Annotated in this window: 5 protein-coding genes; all 5 read left to right on the top strand. The window is 44.3% G+C overall.

Annotation, left to right across the window (positions count from 1 at the left end; genetic code table 11):
• Positions 1-312: 312 nt before the first annotated feature.
• Positions 313-510 (top strand): DUF2283 domain-containing protein, encoded by a 198-nt coding sequence (locus GXO74_14120; protein NOZ62804.1) that lies wholly within the window; start codon positions 313-315, stop codon positions 508-510.
• 119 nt (positions 511-629) lie between these two features.
• Positions 630-818: a hypothetical protein gene (locus GXO74_14125; GenBank protein ID NOZ62805.1), complete on the top strand. Its 189-nt coding sequence runs from the start codon at positions 630-632 to the stop codon at positions 816-818.
• A 176-nt stretch (positions 819-994) separates the two neighbouring features.
• Positions 995-1891, top strand: a complete 897-nt coding sequence (locus GXO74_14130; protein ID NOZ62806.1) for a hypothetical protein — start codon at positions 995-997, stop codon at positions 1889-1891.
• 136 nt (positions 1892-2027) lie between these two features.
• A complete protein-coding gene (locus tag GXO74_14135) occupies positions 2028-2402 on the top strand; it encodes a hypothetical protein (GenBank protein NOZ62807.1) in 375 nt (124 codons plus the stop codon).
• Positions 2380-4036 (top strand): hypothetical protein (locus GXO74_14140; GenBank protein NOZ62808.1); only part of this gene is annotated, 1657 nt, incomplete at its 3' end. The genes GXO74_14135 and GXO74_14140, both read left to right, overlap by 23 nt.

Raw genomic sequence — 4036 nt, forward strand, 5'->3', positions numbered from 1 at the left:
TTCTGCTCCCCCATGTAGCAATAACCTAACCGGACGGAGCTGGCCGGTCATTCATTTTACTATTGAATTTTTATGAAGACAACAAAGTATTTCGATTTCAGAAGGCGGAAGCCCGACCGTAAGAATATAAAAGATGAATGGATTCAGAGAGTTATTGACTCCCCCATGAGCAAACAAGTTCAATCTGACGGTCGGATTAAGATTTGGGGTAAAATTCAGGAAGTTGATAAATATTTAAGAGTAATGCTGCTTGAAGACGGAGAAACTGTGCATAACGCTTTCTTTGACAGAACTTTCAAAGGAGGGAAGTAAATGAAGATTAAATATTTTGAGGATACTGATACGCTTTATATCGAGTTATCAGATCATGAGGTTGCTGAAACCAAAGAGCTGAATGAAAATCTTTATGTTGATCTCGATGCTGACGGGAGAGTTGTAAGTTTTACAATTGAACATGCAAAAGCGTCTTCCGGTAAATTCGATTTTTCTTATGAAACAGTGGCAGCATAATATCTGATCGGAATCCGGCAATTTGCAAAGTTATGATTTTATCTCAAGCGTACAAACTTTTTTGTGCGCTATATTTTTGCCTTTTGAAATTTTTGCTTGCTATTTTCAAGGAGTTTAATATGTCAGACACAAAAGAAAAAATGACAAAAATTATACAATCCCAGCCAGATGATGCCAGCTATGAAGAAATTTTGAAAGAGCTTGCTTTTGAGCGAATGATTGAGAGAGGATTGGAGGATTCGAGAAAAGGGAGATTAATCTCGAACGAAGAAATGAGTCGCCGGATAAGGAAATGGCAAAAATTATGAAGTTTATTTCTTCGTAAATGTCTTCATTGCGTGATTTTACCCCCTAAAACAAATCATCGCTCTATTCTCGAATCGAACCCCACCGCCAAATTTTCGTTTAATCATTTGCTTATTTACTGAAAAAAATGTATTTTATACCATTCGTCCGTAAGACTCACCACAAAAGGAACACTGCAATGAGAAGATTCCTTTTCTTTGGTTTGATATTTTTAACTTTCACCCAAATTTCAGCGCAACAACAGAACGCCAGGCAGGCATTTTTTCTCACTTCTCTCCTTCCCGATTCTGTTCAGCTCAATGGCGCAAAAGGTTTGTCCGTTGATTTGTCTGGCGATATTTACGTTGCCGACACGGGCAATAATCGCATTCTGAAAATTTCCCCCACCGGAAAAGTCATTAATTCCATCGGCGGTTTCGGCTGGGACGCGGAGCAATTTTACACGCCGCTGGACATCTGCGCCGAGTCCGGACTTGATGTCTTTGTCGCGGACTTTGACAACCAGCGCCTTCAGCGTTACGACAAAGATTTGAACTACATTTCCTCTCTTTACTCTGATGAAAACTGGGAGGGGCAATTTCAGTTTGCCTATCCTAAAAGTGTTGCCATTTCCAGGCATGGCGATCTGTTTCTGCTTGACGGCGAGAATGTTCGCATCATCAAATTCAACTCTTTTGGCAAGCCAGAGATTGCTTTCGGCGACTACGCCCAGGGCAAAGGCCAACTGCTCGATCCGGTACAGTTGACGATAAGCAACCAGGACTTGCTCTACGTTTCGGATCAGGAAGCGAAAAAGGTGCTTGTTTTTGATTATTTCGGGAATTATGTCAGTGAAATTGGCTCCGGACTACTGAAAAGACCACGCGGCATTTTTTTTAGCGACAACAAATTATTTGTCACCGACGCAGAGACCAAAGAAATTTTCGTTTTCAAACCGGACGGCGAGCTTCTGCTTCGCTGGTCAAAAATCAGTAACGCCCGGGGAAATTTTCGCCAGCCGGAAGATGTTGTCGCTTTTCAAAATAAAATTTACGTGCTTGACAGTGATGAGATTCTTGTGTTTGAGATTAAGTGAAGCGATAGAACACGGATGAACCGCCAAAAAGATGGCGGTCGTTCCGCACGGATCGTGCCGTAGGCAGATGCGCCTTTGGCGCATTTGGCGGATTTACACGGATAAAAAAATAAATTTTTAACAAATAATCAAATTGATGAATAAAATTCTCCTGACAATTTTATTGATTCCGGTGTGCGCTGTGGCGCAGAGTGAATTTCAATTTAACTTATTCGAAAAAACAGCGACGGTTGTTTTTGACAGCACAAAAGCTGCCTACGCGCTGCCGGATTCGTTTTTGATGCCTTTTTCGGAAAAAATTTTTTCTGATTCGCTGATGCTGGAGCCGGGATCAGATTATCGCATCGATTACGTTCAGGGCGTGGTTTCATTTGTCAAAAAATTCCCTCATGGGAAAATTTTGAACATTTCCTATCAAATTTTGCCTTTACCGTTGCAGAAAAAATATTATCATCGCCTGCCGGCTCATTTTTCATTCGGAAAAACAAATGCCCAGACCTGCTCCCATTGAGCGGTCGAAAAGTCGAAAAAATCAATTCATGACTTCGACGCTGAGACAAAGCGGCAGCATCGTGCGCGGAATTTCCATCGGCACCAATCAGGGGATGAAATTGGAGTCCGGTTTGCGCATGCAAATTTCCGGGAAAGTGGCGGACAAAGTAGAGGTTGTCGCAGCGCTGACGGATCAAAATACGCCCATTCAGCCTGAAGGGAATACCCAGTCGCTCGAAGAAATTGACAAAGTTTTTGTGCAAATCAAAAGCGATCAGGTTCAGGCAACGCTGGGCGACTACTACCTCACGCTGCCGGGCACGGAATTCAGTCCGTACCAGCGAAAATTGCAGGGTGTGATGGCATCTGCGGAATTGGGAAAAACGAAAATGACGCTTTCCGGCGCTGTTTCCAAAGGAAAATTTATGACCAATCGTTTTCTGGGACAGGAAGGCAATCAGGGACCCTATCAGCTCAAAGGAGATCGCGGCCAAATCGATATCATCGTGCTTGCCGGAACCGAAAAAGTCTGGATCGACGGGGAACTTATGACTCGCGGCGAGGATCAGGATTACGTCATTGAATACAGCAACGGGCAGATCACTTTCACGCGAAACCGACTCATCACAGCGGACTCGCGCATTGTCGTGGATTTCCAGTACACGGATTTGAAATTTCAGCGCGGACTTTACAGCGCAGACCTGAGAACAAGCACTTTCGGAGACAAACTTGCCATCGGTGTGCGCCTGCTGCGCGAATCTGACAACAAGGAAAATCCGCTCAATTACACTTTGGACGAAGAAACACAATCCCGATTAGCCGCTGCCGGAGATGCCATCGATTCGGCTTACGTTTCCGGCGTCCATTTTGTCGGTTCGGGCAAAGGCAGGTACGTTGCGGTCGATTCTGCAGGTATTCGATTTTTTCGTTACGTGGGCGCTGATGCTGGCGATTACAATTTGTCCTTCACTTACTTTGGCCCGGGAAAGGGCGACTACAAATTAGTGGGGTACAATCACTACGAATTTGTCGGTATCGGTGAGGGGAGCTATCTGCCGGTTGTCTTGCTCACGCCAGCGCAAAGTCACGATCTATTGGATATGTCGTTTAATTTTCAGCCGTCAAAAGGTATAAACCTGCTCACTGAAATCGCTGCCAGCCGAAAGGACAATAATCTTTATTCGCCGAAAGATGACGACGACAATGTTGGATTTGCAGGCACGAGTATTTTGAATTTATCTGCGGACAGTCTCAATTTGCTGGGGAAAAATCTGGGGAAATTTCAATTTTCAGGGAAATTCCGCCAGGTTCAGGAACGATTCCGCTATCTCAGCCGCACCGAAGAAGTGGAAAAAGATCGCAAATGGGACGTCGGCGATGCAACTGTACAGGCAGAACAAATCATCGAAATGAACGGTAGTTACTCCCCTGTTCAGTCGCTGAAATTTTCCGGAAACTGGGGACGCAACAAACGCGCTGATGTTTTTCGCTCGGAACGCTGGAGCGCGAAAACCGAACTTCGTGCAAAAAAAATTCCTGAAATTCGCTATCAAATTGAAAATATTTCCAGCAAAAATGATGGCAACGGCAGAAAAGGCGACTGGATTCGCCAGACCGGTTTTTCGACCTATCAATTTGGAAAATTCAAAGCCA

The sequence above is a fragment of the Calditrichota bacterium genome (assembly GCA_013152715.1).
Taxonomy (GTDB): Bacteria; Zhuqueibacterota; Zhuqueibacteria; order Thermofontimicrobiales; family Thermofontimicrobiaceae; genus 4484-87.